This window comes from Neobacillus sp. BF23-41 (assembly GCF_041106275.1).
Genome location: NZ_JBGBPR010000083.1, coordinates 1 through 2,560, shown reverse-complemented (window position 1 = coordinate 2,560; position 2,560 = coordinate 1). Strand labels below are relative to the sequence as shown.

The window sequence follows — 2,560 nt, the reverse complement described above, 5'->3', positions numbered from 1 at the left end:
ACGAATCCCTCGACTCGCCATATAAGCTCAAACTATCCCTGTCGATACCATGACATCCCCATAATAAAATGGCAGAGCAGAAGGGATTTGAACCCTCGCGCCGGTTACCCGACCTACACCCTTAGCAGGGGCGCCTCTTCAGCCTCTTGAGTACTTCTCTGTCATAAAAGGTTACGCGTTAGTTCCGTTAAGAACTTACAAGAGAAATATATCATTTCTGCCAAATGGATGATAGCTGTAAATTTTGGTAGTCCAAAAGACCTAGTTGAATCATTGTTTTTTTTCTACTTCAATCACTTGCAATTAAGTGTAAAACATTCCGTTTAAGGTTGAAAAAAGCATTACAATTAACAGTTTTGTAAAAATTACAGAAGAAATTAATTATCGTTAGTGGACAAACAATGAGTTTGACAATTAACCTCGCCATAAGAAATAACTCCTTCTTTAGTTTTAGTTTTTAAAGGAAGCCACTTTTATGAAATATCCCTTTTTAAATTTCTTCTCTTCCATAAAAAATAAAACAATATTGAAAGGACAAATAAGCTCGTAATTAAATAAATACTATATGTCGATATATATAGTTCCACACTAGTCCAATTTTCCCCTAATATTCTTCCTAGTGTGATAAAAGTAATACTCCATATTAATGCACCCGTAAATGCGTATACCGCAAATTTTCTAAAAGTGAAGAGATTGACAGCAGCTATATATGCTGAAAGATGACGAACCCCAGGTATAAAATAACCTAGTAATAAAAGATAAGGTCCGAATTTCCTGAATAATTTCTTTGTTCTATTAATTTTTTGCTCAGTAATGTGAATTTTTGGTCCAAACTTTTCTAATAAAGGCAATCCAAATTTGTAACCGATGAGGTAACTAAGCGAAATCCCCCCCGTGGCCCCTACAAAGGCACTTACTATTGACATTATGTATGATAATTTTCCCTGAAACACATTGTAACCAATATATGTAAGAAGCACCTCATCGGGTATAGGAAGTCCAACAATACCACCGATCAAGGCGAAGGTTATTCCGAAGTACCCATAATGTTCTAGAAGGTACTCAATATGGTTCTGCATTTTCTCATTCCACCTTTAAGATAGGTTTTATTATCAGAAGTATTTTAGGCAGATGGTCTTCAACACTTGTACCCGTTACTTTAAGTATAATTCTTTAAAATCTGTTTCGTTAATTAAATCAAAAATAGACGATGCTTTATATTAAAGCATCGTACCTGTTAGTTATACTAGTCCCTTTTTAAACCAATATACAAATTTTTTAACAATAAATAAAATAATTAAGTTACTGAAAAAACTAGCGAACCAGTTCCATTTTTTGAAAAAAATTAAAGAGCTGTATTTTTCAATGAAAAACGAATATGTTGTAATGGCTATTGCAAATACGAAAAAATGATTAAAAATTCTTAGTTTCACTTTTTCCATAGGATATAAAGTTATAAACAACACTCCAAATGTGGGATACACAAAATAATAAAGTGAAAAACTCATTTTTGTTGCCCCATTAAATTCTCTAAATGGAAATTCTACCAACCCAGTTAATAATTGAATGTATTCATAAATCCATGTTATTGTTGAAACAAATAAAAATGTTATATGAGCAGTTCTTTTACTTTCTTTCGGTATGTATTTCAACATTAAAGAAATAGATATTAACCAAGAAAAAATTATAATTAGAATTTCTTTAATCATCTGCTTTCAACCTTTACCAATCTTTTTTTAAACCAGAGATAATATCTATGGTTCAAAAATAAAGAAATTATAACCGTTAATAAAGTCCAATACCATTTCCACTCGTGATATTCCACAAGAGTTGTGTACTTTTCCAGTACTACCTCACAAACAGTGAAGAAACCAGCAAATGATATGTAATATAATAGGGCACCTTTAATTTTAGCTTTATTTGGATAATACAGACTAAAAAAAATCGCAACAATTGGAAAAATGAAAAATTCAAAAGTGAAACTTGTCCTGTTATAATCATTTGCATTTGGAAGTAACTGAGTAGGATATTCAATCCATCCCTTTTCAACTGCAAATAGACCAGCAGGCCAAGTAATTATTTGGAGAAACAAAAATAAAACACATGCATCTCTTGCTTTCTCTCTTGGCACCAATTTAAAAATTGCAATGATACATAAAAACGTGAATCCTATTAAAATCCACCTTTCAAAATTCATTGGAATACTCTCCTAAAGAAATTATATTTGTATTATCTTCTCTTTATTTATAAAAATACATTTTTATATGGGAGGTTTGCCGCTCGGTTCCTTCAGATTCCGCGTAACCGCAGACACCCTTGCGTTGAGCTACTGTTACTTCTGCCTTCACAATTCGGGACTTGCACCCTATAGATTGCACCCATGCTGGGCGCACATAAAAAAGTCACATCCGATAATTGGATGTGACTTTTAGGGTATCTTTTAGCGATTTTGTTTTGTCCTATGTAATAGCCCACACAATTATACTAGTTATGGCTGCTGCGTTCCCGCCCTGACCAGTTTCCTAATGTCCTTGTTGGACTATAACTCCGCAGGTAGGAC

The 2,560-nt window shown here is 33.1% G+C and carries 3 protein-coding genes, 1 tRNA gene and 1 other RNA gene; all 5 read right to left on the bottom strand.

Features of this window, described 5'->3' with window-relative positions:
* Positions 1-69: 69 nt before the first annotated feature.
* The 5 genes from AB7942_RS30400 to ffs all read right to left on the bottom strand — a co-directional run bounded on the left by AB7942_RS30400 (position 70) and on the right by ffs (position 2,546).
* A tRNA-Ser gene (locus tag AB7942_RS30400) sits at positions 70-160 on the bottom strand.
* Positions 161-473: 313 nt separating this feature from the next.
* Complete coding sequence (locus AB7942_RS30395) at positions 474-1,079, bottom strand: DedA family protein (protein ID WP_369449774.1); 606 nt, start codon at positions 1,077-1,079, stop codon at positions 474-476.
* A gap of 162 nt (positions 1,080-1,241) precedes the next feature.
* Positions 1,242-1,709 carry a CBO0543 family protein gene (locus tag AB7942_RS30390; protein ID WP_369449773.1) on the bottom strand — a complete coding sequence of 156 codons (468 nt, stop codon included), beginning with the start codon at positions 1,707-1,709 and terminating at the stop codon, positions 1,242-1,244.
* Positions 1,706-2,197, bottom strand: coding sequence for a CBO0543 family protein (locus AB7942_RS30385; protein ID WP_369449772.1), 492 nt, complete (start codon positions 2,195-2,197; stop codon positions 1,706-1,708). Before AB7942_RS30385 ends, AB7942_RS30390 begins: the two co-directional genes overlap by 4 nt.
* Before the next feature lie 263 nt (positions 2,198-2,460).
* Positions 2,461-2,546: signal recognition particle sRNA small type (gene ffs / locus AB7942_RS30380), an RNA gene on the bottom strand.
* Positions 2,547-2,560 lie beyond the last annotated feature (14 nt).